Raw genomic sequence first — 17,081 nt, forward strand, 5'->3', positions numbered from 1 at the left:
GGTCAGGAGGTCGCGAACAGGCGGGTGAGGTTGCTGAGCAGACCCGGCTTGCGGCGGGCGGGCAGCGCGTGCTCGTGGGCGGCGCGCAGGCCGAACTGGAAGATGCCGAGAACGGAGGAGAACATCGGGTCCTTGAGCTCCTCCTTCACCCACGACGGCGGTTCGCCGCGGCGGGCGTTGAGGCCGAAGACGCGGGTGGCCGCCTCCTCGATGCCGGGCAGCTTGGCCGTGCCGCCGGTCAGGATGACGCCCGCGCCACAGTGCTCGGGCACAAAGGCCGGGCCGAGCTTCTGGCGCACGACCTCGAGCAGTTCCATCGTGCGGGCGGCGGAAATCGTCTCGATCGCCATCTTGGGCAGCTGGCGGTCGCCGAAGGCGCCGTCGCCGTTGAGCCAGACCTTGTCGGTCTTGTCGCGGGTCTGCACGGTGCCGCGGCCGTGCCGGAGCTTGAGCATCTCGGCCTGGGAAAGCGTCACGCGCAGGCCGATGCTGAGGTCGTTGGTCAGGTGATCGCCCGCGACCGGCAGGGTGCCGGTAACGAGCACGTGGCCGTCGCGGTAGAGGACGTAGTCGGTGACGCCCTTGCCGATGTCGATGACGAGCACGCCCTGCGCCCGCTCCTCGGCCGTGGTCAGGAGCGAACCGCTGGCGAGGCTGGCGAGCACGAGTTCGCGCACCTCGAGGTGGTAGCCGCCCACGACGTGGATGTTGTCGCTGATCTTGCCCTCGGAACCGTGCACGATCCAGTAACCGACCTCGAGGCGCTTGCCGGAGAGGTGCTCGGGATCCGGCACGGCGCGGCCGTCGAGGCGGAAGGGCCGGCGGATCTCGTGGATGCGCGAGCGGCCGGCGGGCAGTTCCTTTTCCTTGGCCAGCGCGCAGACCGAGTCGATGTCGAGGGCCGTCACGGTGTTGTCGGCCGACTTCACGTTCACCGAGGCCTCGTTGTAGAAGGCGTCCAGGTGGCCGCCGCTTTGCGCGAGCCAGACGGCCTCGAGTTTCGCGCCGGCCCGCTTCTCGGCCATTTCCAGGGCGTGGTGGGTCGCTTCGCAGGCGGCCTTGTAGTCCACGACCTCGCCCTTCATCACGCCGCGCGCCGGGGCCACGCCCACGCCGACGATGTTGAGGCTGCGGCCGCGGGTGATTTCACCCACGAGGACCACGACCTTGCCGGTGCCGATTTCGACGGCGCCGATGATTCTGCTGCTGTTAGAGATCACGTTGTTTTTTCCGTTGGGAAGAGGTTGAGAGGGAAAAATCCGGCCGCTCCGGCACCGCCGGCATCAGCTCGTCGGGCGTGCCGTGCAGCTTCACCGGCACCTGTCCCTCGAGCGTGAGGTTGACCGACTGCAGCGCGGCGGCCTCGGGCAGCGCCTGGGCGGCATCGAGCACGAAGTCGAGCTGTGCGACCTGCTTGTAGTAGTCGCGCTTGCGGCTGAAGATGATCTCGGTGCGGTCCTTGGTCTTCACCCGCAGCTCGTCGCGTTCGGCCAGATGGGCCAGTGAGACGATGATCCAGTCGCGGTAAAGGTGGGGCGCCTGCAACTGGGCCGTGGACAGCAGGGCCGACACGTCGGCCATGCCTTCCACGGGTTCGAAGCCCCGGACGGAACGCAACAGGCGAAGGCCGTCGAGCCAGGGCAGTTCCTCGGTCAGGGCCTTCGCATAAAGCCGGCCCTCGTACACGACGCCATCCTTGGCCACGAACAGGGGCTTGGACAGGCCGGAGCTGTCCGTCGCCAGGATGCGCGCCACGGGGGTCCGTTCCTGGAGAGTCACGACCAGCGTGTCGGGAAAACTGCGCGTAAGCACCGCCACGCGGATCTGGCCATGGGCGAGCAGGCGGTCGCGCAGGGCGGGCAGATCGAGGGCCATCAGGCTGGCGCCCTTGGGCAGGGCCAGGGTTTCGGCGACCCATTTCTGGCTGAGCACCCCGTCGGTGATGAGCACGGTTTCGCGCACCGGGGCGCTGTGCACGGCGGTGGTCAGGGCCGCGCGATCGGTGGCCCAGGAATGGGCCAGCTCATAAACCGACCAGCCGCCCAGGCCGACGGCAGCCGCCAACACGCCGATCTTGAGCCAGGCCAGCCAGCGCCGCCGCAAGCCCTGCCGCGACATCGCGGGCGAGCTCACATCCTGGCGGATGTTGCGCCAGGAGCGGCCGGGGGCGTCGGCGGGTTGGTCGGCGGATTTCATCGGTGGGCACGGGCCGGCCGGAGGCGTTCCACGGCGGGCGCAACCAGTTCGCGGCAAAGCGCGACAAAGTCCAACCCCACGCAGCGCGCACTCATCGGCAGCAGGCTGGTTTCCTTCATGCCGGGCAGCGTGTTGATTTCCAGCAAATAGAGCTCGCCCTCCGCGGAGAGCATGAAGTCGATGCGCGCGTAGTCGCGGCAACCGCAGGCGGCGAAGGCCGTCTCGGCCGCGCCGCGGACCTTGGCGGCGGTCTCGTCGGAGAGCAGGGCCGGGGCCAGATACTCGGTGAGGCCCTTGGTGTATTTGCTCGTGTAGTCGAAGACGCCCGACTTCGGCACCACCTCGACGATGCCCATGGCCCGTCCGCGCAGGAGCCCGACCGTCAGCTCGCGACCGAGGATGCGCCGCTCGGCGATCCAGTCGCCGGCGCGGAGGCCGCCGAGCGCGATCTCCAGCCCGACCCGGGAGGAAACGATCTGCAGGCCGACGCTGCTGCCCTGGCGGTTGGGCTTGAGCACGACCTGTTCGCCGAGTTCGGCGGCGAGTGCCGCCGCCGTGGGCTTGGTCGCGGCGGTGAAATTTCTCCCCGGGGCCACCTTCACGCCCATGGCGGACACGCTGAGCCGCGTGCGCCACTTGTCGAAGCAGAGGTCGCTGCTGCGCGCATCGCAGCCGGTGTAGCTGAAACCGCCCGCGTCGAGCAGGCCCTGCATCCCGCCGTCCTCGCCGAAGGTGCCGTGCAAGGCCGAGCACACCACATGCCGCGCCGGATCCAGCCCGGCCGGCAACGCATCGGCGTCCACCGTGTAGAACTCCGTGGGGTGCGAGTAAGCCAGGGCGAGGGCGATGGCCTTGCCGGAGCCGAGCGAGACGTCGCGTTCGGGGGAAGTGCCCCCGGCCAGCACGGCAATGACGGGCGAGTGGCTCATTTTTGATTTTGGGTTTTAGATTTTTGATTTCCAACGCCGGAGGCGGGCAAGCGCACGACTGCGCCTGCATTAAATCCAAAACCGGAAATCGAAAATCGAAAATTCATAACACGTCCTTCCATTCGGCTCCGTAGAGCAGCACCTCGGGCTCGAGGTCCACGCCCTTGGCCGCCTTGACGCGCGCACGGACCTTCTTCACGAGCGCGATGATGTCGGCGCTGGTGGCATGGCCCCGGTTCACGATGAAATTCGCATGCACGGTCGAGACCTCGGCATCCCCCACCCGCTCGCCCTTGAGGCCGCTCTCGTCGATCAACCGTCCGGCCGAGTTGCCCGGCGGGTTCTTGAAGATGCAGCCCGCGCTCGGCTCGCGCGGCTGGGACTCCACGCGCTTTTTCTGGTAAACATCGATCTGCCGGCGGATGTCGTCGGACTGCGCGCTGGCCGCCGGCTTCAGCCAGGCGCCGAGCGCGATGGCCTCGTGCAGCTCCGCGCAATGGCGGTAGTCCACATGCATCTCGGCCTTCTTCATCGTGCGGATTTCGCCCTGCAGGGTCATCAGCTGCACTTCGTCCACCACGTCGAACATCCAGCCGCCCATGGCGCCGGCGTTCATGCGCAAGGCGCCGCCGACCGAGCCGGGGATGCCCTCAAGAAACTCAAAGCCCTGAAACCCGGCCTTGATCGCGAGACCGCAGAGATTCTTGAGCCGCAACCCGGCGCCGGCCCAGATGCGGCCATCGGCGTGTGGCTCGAACTTCTGCCAGTGCTCATGACCGAGACTGATGACGAGGCCGTCCACGCCCTCGTCGGGGATGATGAGGTTCGAGCCACGCCCGAGCAGGTGCACGGGCAGCGCGCGCCGGTGCATCTCGCGCAGGAGAACCTGCAGGTCTTCCGCACCCGCCGGTTCGGCATAGACGCGCGCCGGCCCGCCGACGCGCATCGTCGTCTTGTTCGCCAGCGACTCGCGCTCGACCAGCCGGGTGGCGGCGGCGAGGCGCGGGCGCACGGCCAGCAGGAAAGCGTTCCACGCCGCCTCGCGCGCCTCGGTGGATTTGAGCCGGGCGACGAAATCGCGCGCCGACTGCTCGATGTCGCCCGCGCCGACAAACGCCAGCGTGTCACCGGGCTTCAGCGCGGCCTGGAGCGCCCGCAGCAAGCCGGCGTCGTTGCCCGGCAAATAAGTGACGTGATCGGCCGCGCCGCTTTTCTTCAGCTCGGCGTAGATGTCGGCCGTCGTGCCGCCGGCCACGGGCGCCTCGCTGGCCGCATAGACATCCATCAGAAACAAGCTGTCGGCCCCGGCGAGCGCGGCGGCAAACTCGGCCTTGAACTGGGCGGTGCGGGTGTAACGATGCGGCTGGAACACCACCACCAGCCGGCCGGATAGAGCCTGCTTCAGGCTGCCGAGCAGAGCCCGGATTTCCGTCGGATGGTGTGCGTAATCCTCGTAGATCGTAAGCGCCGACGCATGCAGCACAGCCTGGCGACGGCGAACGCCGGAAAATTCCGCCAGCGAATCCGCCCTGAGCTTGGCGCCCAGCTCCTGCGCCACGGCGAGCGCGGCGGTGGCGTTGGCGGCGTTGAACTCGCCCCGGCTGCGCACCTCCGCATGCGGGAGGGCGAAGCGTCCGCCCAGCGTCAGTTCGAGCCCGGCCGGGGTGTAACGCAGTACGTTGCCCTTGAACTCGCCGGCGCGGCCAAAGGTGTGGACCGGCGCGTTGAAACCGCCGCGGGCGGCGATGCGGGCCGACATCGGGCAGGCGTCGCTGATGAACACGGCCGACCTGGTCCGGGCGAGCAGCGCGGCGAAGGCCGCTTCGAGATCGGCCAGCTTCGCGTAATGGTCGGGGTGATCCCAGTCGAGGTTCACCACGAGCGTCACCTCGGGACTGAAGCGCCCGATGGTGCCGTCGCTCTCGTCCACCTCGGCGACGATCCAGTCGGAACCGCCGACCAGGGCCGGAGGCAGCGAGGAGTCGTTGAAAAGCCCGCCCAGCACCCAGTCGCTGGCGAAACCGGCGCGTTGCAACACGGTGATCAACATGGCCGTCGTGGTCGTCTTGCCGTGCGAGCCGACGACGGCGACAAGCTTCTTCCCCTTCACGACCTCGGCGAGCATCTCGCCGCGCCGCACCTGCGGCAGGCCGCGGGCGGTGGCGCGCCGGCGGGATTCATGGGCCGGGGCAATCGCCGAGGAATGCACGACCAGCTGCGCGTCGTCGGGCAACGCGCCGGGCGCCACGATCCGAACGCCGGCCCGCTCCAGCAGGGTGCGCACGGCGGGATTCCAGCCATCGTCCTCGCCGCTGACCTGGAAACCGAGACCGGCCAGATAAAGCCCGAGCGGGGCCATGCCCATGCCGCCCGCGCCGATGAGGTGGAGGCGTTCCGCCGCGAGGCCGAAGACTGCGGGGCGCGGGGTCATACGACGGAGGCGGCCGGGGCCGGCCGGAGGGGCCGCCCGGGCGTGACGCCGGAGGCCAGCGCCTCGAGGTCGTGCACGATGACCTCGATGGAGCTTTCCTGCTCCATACGGCGCAGGTTGGTGCGGAATTTGTTCAGGAGCCAGTCGTTGAAGACCATGTCGATGATCTCCAGCTTCAGGCCGGCGAGCGCGGTCTCGGCGACGACGAGTCCGCCGCCCTGCTGCTCGAAATATGCGGCGTTGGCCTGCTGGTGGTTGTCGGCGGCGAAGGGATACGGCACGAGCACGCCGGGCGTCTCGCAGCGGATCAGTTCCGCCAGGGTGCCCGCGCCCGCGCGGCTGATCGCCACGTCGGCGGCCGAGATCAGGACGCCCATGCGGTCGCAGAACGGTTCGCGCCAGACGCGCACGGTCTGGCCGTTGCGGCCGGGAAACTCGCGCACGTCAATCTCGCCCTTGCCCATGCCGGTGACGCACCAGACCTGCACGCCCTCCTGCGCGAGCGCCGCGGCCGTTTCCTCGACCCAGCGGTTGAGCGGGCCCGCGCCCTGGCTGCCGCCGAGCACGACCACGAGTTTCTGGTTGGGGTCCACGCCCAGCTGCGCGCGGGCCTCGTGGCGGGACAGGCGCACGATCTCGCGCCGCACGGGCAGGCCGGTGTGCCGCACCATCAGGCCGAGCCGGCCGGGCAGACGCACGCCGGGCGGCAGGTAGAGTCGCTGGGCGATCCGGGAAAGCATGCGGGTCGCGCGACCGGGCACGCGGTTGGCCTCGTGCAGGGCCACCGGCACGCCCGCCATGCGGCCGGCCAGCACCACGCCCGCGTTGGTAAAGCCACCAAAGCCGATGATCACGTCAGGTTTCAACCGGGCGACGAGCCGACGGCTGTGCGCGAGACCGCGGGCCTGATCCCACGCAAAACGGGCAAACTTGCCGGGGCTCCAGCCCAGCGGCGCGCTTGGCACGCGCTCGAAGGTGAGCCGGGGATATTTCTCGCTGAGGCGCGCATCCACCCTCTTGTGGCTGATGAGCAGCGTCGCCGCATGGCCGCGCTCCACGAGCGCCTCGGCCAGCGCGATGCCCGGCGAGAGATGACCGCCCGTGCCGCCGCAGGCGATGAGGAAGGTGCTCATGCGCCGCCCTCCGGACGGAAGCAACAAGCAGCAAGGATCAAGCAACAGGATGCCCGAACCGCTCGGCTCCTGATCCTGGTTACCCGGCACTTGTTACTTTCCTGATTCACCCGATCACCTCCGTCAGCGCGCGTTTTCGGACCAAGGGCTTGGGGCGCTCCCAGGTACGCTGGGTGTTGATGATGACGCCGACGAGCAGGCCCATCAGCAGGAGATTGGAGCCGCCGGCGCTGATGAAGGGCAGCGACATGCCCTTCGTGGGCAGCATGCCGGTGACGACGCCGAGATTGATGATCGCCTGCAGGCAGATCAGCAGCAGGCAGCCGGTCACGAGCAGGAACTGGAACAGGTTCGGCGCGCGGCGCACATGCATGAGGCCCGCCACGAAGATCGTGACGAAGAGCGCCACCGTGAGCAGCGTGAAGATCAGGCCCATCTCCTCGCCCATGATGGCGAAGATGAAATCCGTGTGCGCCTCGGGCAGGAAGGAGTTCTGCTGGCGCCCCTGGCCGAGGCCCACGCCGTCCACCCCGCCGGCCGCAAAGGCGAGGATGGCCTGCCAGAGCTGGTAAGCGCCGTCGCCGCGGTTGGCCTCGATGTCCATGAACGACGTGATGCGCCGCAGGCGCACCGGGTTGTGCAGCACGAGGACGACGAAGGCGAGGAGCGCCGCGCCGATGGCGGGCAGCAGGAACTTCAGCCGCGCGCCGGCGAGGAAAAGCAGGATCATGCCGATGGTGCCGAGCAGAAAGGCGGTGCCGAAGTCGGGTTCGGCAAGCACCAGGAGCGCGAACAGGCCCGTCCATGCCGCCGGGATCACGAAGCCGCGCCAGAAGTCGTGCAGCTTGCTCTGGTTGAGCGCGAGGTAGTGCGCGAGCGAGAAGACGAGCGCGAGCTTGGCAAACTCCGACACCTGCAGGCGCGTGAAGCCGAGGTTGAGCCAGCGGCGGCTGCCCTTCACGGACACGCCGATCTGCGGGATCAGCACCAGCACCAGCGTGACCAGCGCCACCGCCGCCGCGATCCACGCAAAACGGCGCAACTGCTCCAGATCAGCGAGCGCCACCAGCCAGGCGGCGCCGATGGCGAGGGCGAGGAAGATGAGCTGCTTGTAGAGGTAGGAGTAGTAGGGCCCGCCCTTGATCGGCGAGCTCGCGCTGAACAACACCGCCAGCCCGATGGACACCAACGCCGCGACGCAGATGATGATGACGCTCGCGGGGGTGATCGTGAGAGGGCGGCGGGGCAGAACGGCGCTCGTCGAACTCACCATGGGGGTGATCTCAGTTCGGCTTGGGCGCGTCTTCGACCTTGATCGTGGGCACCTCGGTCTCGGCGCCCTTCAGGCCGGCGTCGAGATCCTGACCGGGGGGCGGCGGCGTGAGTTCAAACTTGGGCGCGGCCGGAGCGGGCGCGGTGGAAACCGCCGGCGTTTCCGCGGACGTGGTCGGCGCGGCGGGCTTGGGGGCGGAGGCCGCCGGTTTGGCGGTGACACCCTTGAAGCCCGGGATGACGAGCACCTGGCCGGCGCGGACCATGGCCGGATCGGTGATGGGGTTGGCCTCCACGATATCGGCGACCCTGACCCCATACTTGCGGGCGATGACGCCGAGGCTTTCGCCGGCGGCCACGGTGTGCGTCACCTTCTCGCCGTTGGTCGGACGCGTGGTCATCGGAGTTTTCTCGGCGGGTAACGACATCGCGGAAGCGGCCATCGGTTCCTTGGCGGCGCCGGGTTTGCCGGGGATGATGAGCTTGCGGCCGGGCTTGAGGGCGGTGCCGGTGGGCAGGCTGTTGGCCTTGGCGAGTTCGGCCACGGTCAGGCCGTGTTTCTTGGAGATGCTCCAGAGGCTGTCACCGCGCTCGACGGTGTAGGTGGAGACGGGGGCGACATTCTCGACGGGCTTCGGCGGCGTGACCGCCACCGCGGCGGCGGAGCCGGGGCGCGTCGGCGTGGCGTGGCCGAGCGGCGATGCGGGCGTGTAGGAAACGGCGGGCGCGGTGCCGAGGTCCACCGGCTCGGGCGCAGCCGAGTTGTAGCTCACCGGCGGCGTGGTGGAGCCGGCCGGCATGGTGGCGTCGGGCGTGGGCATGTTCCGCGGACCGGTCGAGCAACCAGGGCTCGCAAAAATGAAGATAAACGCGAGCAGGTGGACGGCGACCACGGCTCCGAAGATCTTGAGAATGTTCATGGCGGTATATGAGGGCTGAGGATTGCGATTTGCTATCTAAAAAACGGGGTTGTTCACAGGTTTTCCACAAGGCTTTCAAACTGCCGGCCACGATCGTCGTAGCCGCGGAACATGTCGAAGCTGGCGAAGCCCGGACTGAGCACCACCTGGTCGCCGGCGGTGGCGAGGGCCCGCGCCTTTTGGACGGCCTCGGCAAGGCTGGTGCAGGCTGTCGCGGCCACGCGGAACTGCGCACAGTGGGCCAGCAACGCAGCCTGGGTTTCACCGATCAGGAAGGCGTGCTTGAGCTGGCGGGCGATCCGGCCGACGAAGGCGCCCAAGTCGCCGCCCTTGGCCTTGCCGCCGCCGATCCAGAGGACCGGGGAGGAAAACGTCGCCAAGGCCGCCTCGACGGCGTGGAAATTGGTCGCCTTCGAGTCGTTCCAGTAGGCCACCCCGGCCTTTTCCGCCACCCGGGTCAGGCGGTGCTGGCCCAAGCGGAAGGTCTCGGCCGCGCTGTAGAGCAGACTCGGCGGCAGGCCAGTCTGGCGCCACCAGGCGGCGGCGAGGATGAAGTTCTCCCGCTGCGGGTAGCTGGCAAAGATACTCCCCCCAAGCCGGATGTCGGCCGGCTGGCCTTCGGTGGCCACCGGGACCACGGGAGGCAGCGCTTGCCCCGCCACCAGGGCGAAACGTTGCACGGAGGATCCGATGAACACACCGCCCCGCATGGTGCGTTCGAGCAGCCGGCACTTCGCCGCGAAATACGCCGGCATGCCAGGGTGCCGCTCGAGGTGATCCTCGGCAAAATTGGTCCACAGGGTCGCCGTCGGCCGGAAGTGCTGCAGCGTCTCCGCCTGGAAGGAGCTCACCTCGCACACGGCGACGTCCACCTGACCCATCTGCTCGACCACAAAGCGGCTGAACGGATAGCCGACGTTGCCCGTGACGTGCGCCCGGCGTCCGGCCGCGTTCAACGCGTGGGCCAGAAATTCCGTGAGCGAAGTTTTGCCGTTCGTGCCCGTGACGGCGATGACCTCGCCACGCCAGAACAGCGAGGCAAAGTCCAGTTCCCCAAGGCAGGTGCACCCGGCCGCGCGGGCTGTGCTGAGCCACGGGTGCTCGGGCGCAAAGCCCGGGCTGAAGACCACGAGCCCGTGGGTGGCGGCCTCGGTGGCCGTGAAAACGCGCGCGGCGTGGTCCGCCCGCTCATCGTAGAGAACGCCCGTCGCCCCGATGGCGCCGAGCAACAGGAGCACGCCCTGCCCGCTCACGCCCGCGCCCAGCACGGCGACCGGCCGGGCGAGCAAGGGGGCGATGGATTGGGGCGGGGTGAACGGCATGAAAATTAACGCAGGAAGTCCGCTGACAGCAGATTTGGTAAGGTTCCGATTGGAGTTGGTATAAAGAACCTGTCAGCGGGCTCCTGCGAAAGTCTTGGCGCTGCGCACGACCGGGCCCTCGGGCACGGCCTGCCCCTTGCGGAGGCGGCGCAGTTTGGAAAGTGAGCGCACCACCGGCTGCCTCAGCAGCACGAGGCTGGTCAGGGTCACATCACGAAAGCTGGGCGTGTTCTCGAAGTTGTAGTCGATGGGCATGGGTGGGGGTGGTGAAAGTGAAAGGGTCGGGTGATACTCAACGTGCTCGGATCAACATGGGGCGATTGGGATGTCCCTGGTCGTTGGTCTCTGGCCCCGGCTAGCGCCGCAGGCCGAGGATGATGAAGGCGGTGAAGGCGCAGGCCCAGAGGGCCGCGATAAGCAGGGTCGTCCGCGAAAAGGGCATGCGGGCGTCGAACTGCTTGGTGAGGGCTTTGATCATGGCGGACATGGTGCGGAACGAGGGATGGTTAGCGGAGCTTGAGCGTGGCGAGGCCGGCGAGGGCGAAGCCGAGGGAGAGAACCCAGAAACGGAGGACGACCTTGGTCTCGGGCCAGCCCTTCTTCTGGAAATGGTGGTGGATCGGGGCCATGAGGAAGAGGCGTTGCCCCGTGCCCGTGCGCCGGCGGGTGTACTTGAACCAGCCGACCTGGAAGATGACCGACAGCGCCTCCATCACGAACACACCGCCGACGATCACCAGCGTGAAGGGCTGGTGGATCATGAAGGCCATGACACCGATGAGTCCGCCGAGCGCTAGCGAACCGGTGTCGCCCATGAAAACCTCGGCGGGATGCGAGTTGTACCAGAGGAAGGCCATGCAGGCGCCGATCAGCGCCGAACACACGATGGTCAGCTCGCCCGTGCCCGGCACGTAGCTGATGAGCAGGTATTCCGAGATGACGCTGTTGCCCGCCGCATAGGCCATGATGCCGAACACCAGCGCCACGGTGATCGTGCAACCGGTGGCCAGGCCGTCGAGACCATCGGTCAGGTTGATGGCGTTGCTGAAGCCGACGATCCAGAGGTAGATCAGCACGAGCAGCAGCGACCAGTGCATGTGCGGAATGATCGCCGTCTTGAGAAACGGGACCCACAGCTCGCGGATCTTGGCGGAGCTCTGTGGATGCCAGAGCAGGATGCCGAGCGCGATCACGGTTGCGGCCGTCTGCCAGGCGATCTTCTCCCAGGAGCGGATGCCGTCCTTGTTCTTGTGGACGACCTTCAGGTAGTCGTCGCGCCAGCCGGGCACGGTCAGCGCCGTGTAAACGAAGAGCGCGACCACGGTCCACACGTTGGGCACGGCCCAGAGCACCGTGCTGAAAAACACCGAAAGGAAGATGATGAGCCCGCCCATCGTCGGCGTGTGCTTCTTGTCGAAGTAGGTCGCCCCGAGCGCGCCCGTGCGCTCGTCGATGTAACCGTGACCGAACTTCAGCTCGCGGAACCGGCGGATGAGCCACGGACCGATGACGAAGCCGATGAGCAAGGCCGTGATCGCCGCACCCACCGAGCGCACGGTGATGTATTGCAGCAGGCGAAACGGCCCGAAGACGTGGTCGTATTGGGAAAGGTAGCTAAGCATGGCCGTTCCTCCGTTGGAAGGTCGGTGTCCCGACCGACCGCGGCCGAACCCCACCCGTCACCTGTAGGCTGTCATTCTGAGCGGAGCGAAGTTCCGAGCGAAGCGACATCCCCATCCAGTTTGATACGCGACATGCTGCTGGATCCTTCGCTTCGCTCAGGATGACACGATGGCGAACCATTTTTGGTTCCGTATAATTCAGGAAGATCCGCGTCGAGAAGCTGTGGTGGAAGGAGAGCATGTCAGTGCGCGGTGACGGCCGAGGGTTCGAGCACAGTCTCAAGCTGGTAGCGGCGGCTGCCCTTCAGGAATACGGCGCCTTTGAAACCGGCCAGCCGGGCCCGCACGGGATCAAGCGTCGTGATGACCTCGACCTGCGCGGGATCGTTGCCGTTTTCCAGCAGCCCCTCGCGGAGGGCTGCGGCCTGGCTGCCGATGGCGTAGAGATGATCGCCCGGCTGCAGCAGGAGCGTGCGCCCGAACTGGCGGTGATATTCCGCCGCGTCGGCGCCGAGTTCCTCCATGCTGCCGATCACGTAGATCCGCGGCAGGTCCTCGCCGACCATGCCGTTGAAGGCGTCTACCGAGTCGGTCATCGAAGCCGGGTTGGCGTTGTAGAAATCGCAATAGACCGTCGCCTCGCCGCTCCGGCGCAGCTCGCCGCGCCATTTCGACGGCGCCCACGTCGAGAGCCGGGCCTGCAACGTGGCGTCATCCACGCCGAGTTCCGAGGCGAGCGCGAGCGCCAGCGCGGTGTTCTGCGCCATGCCGCCGGAAACGCGGCGCAGGATGAACGTGCGTTTGCCGTCGAGCCGCACCTCGGTGCGCTCCGGGCGGTGAAAGACGTTGAACTTCACCGTACGGCCGGTGACGCGCACCATGCCCTCGTTCTCGGGCACGAGGACCAGTGGATTGGCCAGCTCGCGAAACACCGTGTGCGCCCAGCACGAAACGGGAAATACCTGCAGGCCGCCGGCACGCACGCCGGTCAGCAGCGTGACCTTCTCGGCCGCGACGCCGTCGAGCGATCCGAGTTTCTCCAAGTGCGCCGGACCGACCAGCGTCACGACCGCATGGTCCGGCTCGATCATGCCCGCCAACGGGAGCATCTCGCCGGGTGAGTTGATCCCGGCCTCGACCACCGCGGCGCGATGGATCGCCGGCTCAAGGCGGGTGAGGGTGAGCGGAACGCCGATGTGATTGTTCAGGTTGCCCTCGGTGGCGAGGACCGTAGGACCGGTCTGTGACTGGCCTGGCCGGTCGGAGACCGGCCCTGCCCCGCCCAGCAGCACGGCGAGAAGATCCTTGGTGGAGGTCTTGCCCACGCTGCCGGTGACGCCGATCACCGGTCCGTGAAACTCGCGACGATGCTCGCGGGCGATGGCCTGAAATGCCTCGAGCGGATCCTTCACCACCAACTGGGGAATCCCCTGCCCCGGCACGGTTCGCGCCACCAGCGCGGCCGCGGCGCCTTTGCCCTGAGCTTCGCCGAGGAAATCGTGGCCGTCGCGCTTGTCGGTCTTGAGCGCGACAAAGACCTGCCCGGCGCTCAGCGTGCGGGTGTCCTGATTGAAACCGCGGATCGCCGCCGCCGGAAACGGCGACCAAGTGCCACCGGTCCAGGTGGCGAGCTTTTCTGCGGCAAACGTTGGCATGGTGAGTGAATACGTTACGCGGATTTCCCGACACACCCCGCCCTGCGGGCACCCCTCTCCAGAGGGGATTGCAAACCCGCGCTGCGTGAGATCCCCTCTATCAAGAGGGGTGGCGCGCAGCGCCGGGGTGGGTTGATCGGTCGGGGCATCGGTTCAGACGGGCTTGATGGACTTGATCCCGATCAGCTCGCGGACGACCTGGCGGTCGTCGAAGGGCACGATCGTGTCGGCGAACTCCTGGTAGGTCTCGTGGCCCTTGCCGGCGATGAGCAGACAGTCGCCCGGCTGGGCGGCGTCGAGCGCGAGGCTGATGGCGTGGCGGCGGTCCTCGACGAAGGTGATCTTGTCGGGGGCCTTAACGCCCGTCTTCATGTCGGAGAAAATCTGGCCGAGCTGCTCGCCGCGCGGGTTGTCGGCGGTGGCCCAGGCGAAGTCGGCGAACTCCTGCACGGCCCCGGTCATGAGCGGGCGCTTGGTGCGGTCGCGGTTGCCGCCGCAGCCGAACACCACGAACAGCCGGCCCGGCGTGATGGCGCGGAGCATGCCGAGGGCGTTGCGCAGGGCGTCGTCGGTGTGCGCGTAGTCCACGAGCACGTTGTAGGGCTGGCCCTCCTCGATGCGCTCCATGCGGCCGGAGACGCCGGGGAAACTCTTGAGGCGGAGCGCGATGACCGAAGGATCGCGGCCGAGCGCATAGCAGGCCGCGAAAGCAGCCAACAAGTTGCTCACATTGTAGCGGCCGATGAAAGGACTCTCAATCTCGGCACGGCCCTCGGGCCAGACGAGGGTGAGCGACGTACCCTTGAAGTTGAGCTTCACGTTCTCGGCGCGCACGGTCGCATCGGGCGCTTCGCCGAAGGTGACCACGCGGACGTGTTTCGGGACCTCGGCGGCGAGGCGGCGGCCGTAGGCGTCGTCGAGGTTCACCACCGCGGCGCGCGGGGAGCTCCCGATCCCGCCGTTGAAAAGGCGCGTCTTCACCTCATAGTAAGCGTCGAGCGTCTTGTGGTAGTCGAGATGGTCGCGGGTGAGATTGGTGAACACCGACACGGCGAACTGCATGCCGAGCACGCGGTGCTGGTCGATGCCGTGCGAGCTGACCTCCATGGCCGCCTGGCGGCAGCCGGCATCGCGCATCTGCGCGAGCATGCCGAAGAGCTCCAGCGACTCGGGCGTCGTGCGGTAGGAAGGGACCACGCGGGCGCCGAGATCGTAGTTGACCGTGCCCACGAGACCCACGCGCTGCGTGCTGGTCGAGAGCAGGTGCTTGATGAGGTTGGTGACGGTCGTCTTGCCGTTCGTGCCGGTCACGCCGACCAGCTCGAGCGACTTGTCGGGGAAGCCGAAATAGCGCTGCGAAACCTGCGCGAGGGCGCGGCGGGCGTCGTTGACCTGGATGTAGGTCACGCGCGCGGCGGTCGCAGCGGGGATTTTCTCGGCCACGATGCCGACGGCGCCGCGCTGGATGGCCTCGTCGATGAACGAATTGCCGTCGGCGCGCCGGCCGGGCAGCGCGAAGAACAGGTTGCCCGGCAGCACGCGGCGGCTGTCCATGGCCAGACCGGAGATGGGGCGGTCGAGGTCGCCCTTGTTCGCGCGGATTTCGTCGTCGCGGAAATAGTCGGAGAGCTTGGGGGCCATTTTGAAGATTTGCCGGGTGATCCGGTCCGCGGGGCGGGTGCGGGTCTTGGGCAGGGTGCGGAAGGCGGCGACGAGGGGATAGTTGGGCGTGAGGTAACCGATCACAGGGCACCTCCCTGCATGGCCACCAGGTTGCGGGTCAGCGGAGTCACGGGTTTGATGTCGAGATACTGGATGAGCTGTTCGGCCACGCGCCGGAAGGCCGGCGCGGCGACGGCGCGGCCGTAGTTGTTGCCCTTGGGCACCTGGGCGTCGTCCACGATGACGGAGAGGACGATCTCGGGGCGGCTGGCCGGGAAGAAGCCGACGAAGGAGCCGACGTGGCGGTTGGTCACGTAGCGGCCGTCCACGATTTTCTGGGTCGTGCCGGTCTTGGCCGCGATCTCGAAGCCGGGGATGTCGAAGCCATTGGCCGTGCCCTCGGGGCCGACGACGCGATGGAGCAGCTGCGCGAGGGTAGCCGCCGTGCTGGGCTTGAGCACCTGCGTGACCTTCTCGGGTTCAAAGGTGCGCACCACGTTGCCGGCGCTGTCGCGGATTTCCTGAAGGATCTGCGGGCGCATGCGGGCGCCGCCATTGGCCACGACGCTCATCGCCATGTGGATCTGCAGTGGCGTGGCCGCGACCGCGTGGCCCATGGGCATGCGCGTGATGGTCAGGCCGTCCCAGCGCGCCGGCGGCTCCATGATGCCGCGCACCTCGCCGCCGAGGGGGAACTTGGTGGACGTGCCGAAGCCGAAGCGCTGGGCGTATTCGTGGAAACTGTCGCCGCCCATGAGCATGGCGAGCTGCGCGGCGCCACGGTTGCTGGAATGACTGACGATCTCCGAAACCGTCAGCAGGCCGAAAGGATGGTCCTCCTTCGGCAGCTTCAGGTCGCGGCCGCGGTAGTTGGCCACAGGGTTGCCGCAGTCGAAGGTGGAGGCGGGCGACACGATGCCCTGGTCGAGCGCGGCGCCGGCGGCGACGATCTTGAAGGTCGAGCCGGGCTCGATGATGTCGGTCACCGCGTAGTTCCGCTGCGCCTCGAGCGGGGCCTTGCTGTAGTTGTTCAGGTCGAAGCTCGGGTAGTTCGCCATGCCGAGAATGCGGCCGGTGCGCGCCTCGCTGACGATGATGGTGGCAAAGTTCGGGTTAAAGCTCTGCGCGATCTCGCGGAGCTCGTCCTCGATGATGTGCTGCACAACCGAGTCGATGGTCAGCACCACATCATGACCGTCGCGGGCGGTCACCTCGCGGGAGCGGAACTGCGCGAGTTCGCGGCGGGTGCCGTCCTTCTCCGACTCGATCCAGCCGTCCTCCCCCTTCAGGTAGAGATCCAGGTGGCGCTCGACGCCGGTCACCGAGGTGCCTTCGCGGTTGAGGTAGCCGATGAGGTTGGCGGCGAGGCTGCTGCCGGGATAAACGCGGCGATAAACCCGCTCGGCGGTGAGGCCGCGCACGTTGAGCGCGGCGATGCGCGCGTAGGTCGGCTCGTCGAGTCCCTCGCGGATCTTTACCCACCGGTCCTTGATCTGGCCGTCGCGGGCGCCGTCGTGGTTGTCCTTTTCCACCGGCGCGGCTTTCAGGCGGGGCACGAAGGCGGTTTCGATCTCCGCCGTTGTCACGCCGAGCAGGCCGGCCAGCTGGATGCGCTTCAGGCGCTCATCGGCCGCCTTCTTGGCGCGGCGGGCCTCGTTCTTGTCGAGGTCGAGGTAGTCCACGAGCGACCAGGGATCCACCGCGAGCGTGACCTCCGAACGGCTGGTCGCGAGCAGGTTGCCGCGGGCGTCGAGGATCGCGCCGCGCCGGGCATGCTCGACCACGATCTGGCGGCGGGCCTTGTCCACAAAGCCCAGCAGCTCCTCCCGGTCCACCACGTGCAGGAACACCAGCCGCACGCCGACCGCCATGAAGCAGGCCAGCACGCCGACGGCGAGCAGGGTGAGACGGTTGGAGGCGAAACCCTTGGACATGGCAA

Annotated in this window: 14 protein-coding genes; all 14 read right to left on the reverse strand. The window is 67.7% G+C overall.

Features of this window, described 5'->3' with window-relative positions; all coding sequences use genetic code 11:
* Positions 1 to 2 precede the first annotated feature (2 nt).
* Positions 3 to 1,220 carry a cell division protein FtsA gene (ftsA, locus tag ESB00_RS13440; RefSeq protein WP_246026483.1) on the reverse strand — a complete coding sequence of 406 codons (1,218 nt, stop codon included), beginning with the start codon at positions 1,218 to 1,220 and terminating at the stop codon, positions 3 to 5.
* Entirely contained in the window at positions 1,210 to 2,196 is a 987-nt protein-coding gene (locus ESB00_RS13445) for a cell division protein FtsQ/DivIB (RefSeq protein WP_129048192.1), read from the reverse strand. Before ESB00_RS13445 ends, ftsA begins: the two co-directional genes overlap by 11 nt.
* A complete protein-coding gene (locus tag ESB00_RS13450; protein ID WP_129048193.1) occupies positions 2,193 to 3,125 on the reverse strand; it encodes a D-alanine--D-alanine ligase family protein in 933 nt (310 codons plus the stop codon). Before ESB00_RS13450 ends, ESB00_RS13445 begins: the two co-directional genes overlap by 4 nt.
* Positions 3,126 to 3,228: 103 nt before the next feature.
* The gene (gene murB / locus ESB00_RS13455; RefSeq protein WP_129048194.1) at positions 3,229 to 5,556 is read right to left on the reverse strand and encodes a UDP-N-acetylmuramate dehydrogenase; all 2,328 of its coding nucleotides are present in this window, start codon (positions 5,554 to 5,556) and stop codon (positions 3,229 to 3,231) included.
* Complete coding sequence (locus tag ESB00_RS13460) at positions 5,553 to 6,689, reverse strand: UDP-N-acetylglucosamine--N-acetylmuramyl-(pentapeptide) pyrophosphoryl-undecaprenol N-acetylglucosamine transferase (protein ID WP_129048195.1); 1,137 nt, start codon at positions 6,687 to 6,689, stop codon at positions 5,553 to 5,555. The genes murB and ESB00_RS13460 overlap by 4 nt, the downstream gene beginning before the upstream one ends.
* 106 nt (positions 6,690 to 6,795) lie before the next feature.
* The gene (ftsW, locus tag ESB00_RS13465) at positions 6,796 to 7,962 is read right to left on the reverse strand and encodes a putative lipid II flippase FtsW (protein ID WP_129048196.1); all 1,167 of its coding nucleotides are present in this window, start codon (positions 7,960 to 7,962) and stop codon (positions 6,796 to 6,798) included.
* 10 nt (positions 7,963 to 7,972) lie between these two features.
* Positions 7,973 to 8,881 carry a LysM peptidoglycan-binding domain-containing protein gene (locus ESB00_RS13470; RefSeq protein ID WP_129048197.1) on the reverse strand — a complete coding sequence of 303 codons (909 nt, stop codon included), beginning with the start codon at positions 8,879 to 8,881 and terminating at the stop codon, positions 7,973 to 7,975.
* A gap of 53 nt (positions 8,882 to 8,934) precedes the next feature.
* Positions 8,935 to 10,203 (reverse strand): UDP-N-acetylmuramoyl-L-alanine--D-glutamate ligase, encoded by a 1,269-nt coding sequence (murD, locus tag ESB00_RS13475; protein ID WP_129048198.1) that lies wholly within the window; start codon positions 10,201 to 10,203, stop codon positions 8,935 to 8,937.
* A 72-nt stretch (positions 10,204 to 10,275) separates the two neighbouring features.
* Positions 10,276 to 10,458: a hypothetical protein gene (locus tag ESB00_RS13480; RefSeq protein ID WP_129048199.1), complete on the reverse strand. Its 183-nt coding sequence runs from the start codon at positions 10,456 to 10,458 to the stop codon at positions 10,276 to 10,278.
* Between the two features lie 100 nt (positions 10,459 to 10,558).
* Positions 10,559 to 10,690, reverse strand: a complete 132-nt coding sequence (locus ESB00_RS20125; RefSeq protein WP_281278166.1) for a hypothetical protein — start codon at positions 10,688 to 10,690, stop codon at positions 10,559 to 10,561.
* Positions 10,691 to 10,709: 19 nt separating this feature from the next.
* The gene (mraY, locus tag ESB00_RS13485) at positions 10,710 to 11,825 is read right to left on the reverse strand and encodes a phospho-N-acetylmuramoyl-pentapeptide-transferase (RefSeq protein WP_129048200.1); all 1,116 of its coding nucleotides are present in this window, start codon (positions 11,823 to 11,825) and stop codon (positions 10,710 to 10,712) included.
* 242 nt (positions 11,826 to 12,067) lie between these two features.
* The gene (locus ESB00_RS13490) at positions 12,068 to 13,480 is read right to left on the reverse strand and encodes a UDP-N-acetylmuramoyl-tripeptide--D-alanyl-D-alanine ligase (protein WP_129048201.1); all 1,413 of its coding nucleotides are present in this window, start codon (positions 13,478 to 13,480) and stop codon (positions 12,068 to 12,070) included.
* 153 nt (positions 13,481 to 13,633) lie between these two features.
* Positions 13,634 to 15,226 (reverse strand): UDP-N-acetylmuramoyl-L-alanyl-D-glutamate--2,6-diaminopimelate ligase, encoded by a 1,593-nt coding sequence (locus ESB00_RS13495; RefSeq protein ID WP_129048202.1) that lies wholly within the window; start codon positions 15,224 to 15,226, stop codon positions 13,634 to 13,636.
* On the reverse strand, positions 15,223 to 17,076 hold the full coding sequence (locus ESB00_RS13500) for a peptidoglycan D,D-transpeptidase FtsI family protein (protein ID WP_129048203.1): 1,854 nt from the start codon (positions 17,074 to 17,076) through the stop codon (positions 15,223 to 15,225). Before ESB00_RS13500 ends, ESB00_RS13495 begins: the two co-directional genes overlap by 4 nt.
* Positions 17,077 to 17,081: the final 5 nt, after the last annotated feature.

The organism is Oleiharenicola lentus (assembly GCF_004118375.1).
GTDB classification, from domain to species: domain Bacteria; phylum Verrucomicrobiota; class Verrucomicrobiia; order Opitutales; family Opitutaceae; genus Lacunisphaera; species Lacunisphaera lenta.